The following is a 493-nucleotide window of genomic DNA, read 5'->3' on the forward strand; positions in this document are numbered from 1 at the left end:
TGATCGATTACGCGATGCCGGACATGGATGGGCTGGAGTTTTGCGAGGCGGCCGCCGATCTGCCCTGTAAGAAAATCATGTTCACTGCGCGCGCCGACGCGAGCTTTGCCGTGGCGGCCTTTAATCGCGGCCTCATCCATCGATTTATCCGAAAGCAGGACCCCGACGCGCTCGATCAGCTGGAGGCGGCGATCGATGCTTTGCAGAACACCTACTTCCTCGATCAATCACGCAGCCAGGCTGGTCAGCTGGGCGCCCACGAGTTTGGATTTTTGCGCGACCCGGCTGCGGCCGCCATGGTCCAGGGCCTGTGCGATCGCTACGGATTCGTTGAATACTATCTTTTTACCAATCCCCACGGCTTTGTGTTCTTTGACGCCGAAGGAGCGCCCACGCTCGTCCCGATGATGAACGCCAGAAGCCTTGAATGGCACGCCGATATCGCTGCAGAGGAGGGTGCGCCAGCGGAGCTGTCGGCCGCGCTGCGTGAGCG

General features: G+C 60.6%; 1 pseudogene. It reads left to right on the top strand.

The window, feature by feature from the left end:
• A pseudogene (locus F2P46_RS36210) lies at positions 1 to 493 on the top strand (response regulator); the annotation flags it as partial.

The organism is Massilia sp. CCM 8734 (assembly GCF_011682155.1).
GTDB lineage: Bacteria > Pseudomonadota > Gammaproteobacteria > Burkholderiales > Burkholderiaceae_D > Telluria_A > Telluria_A rubra.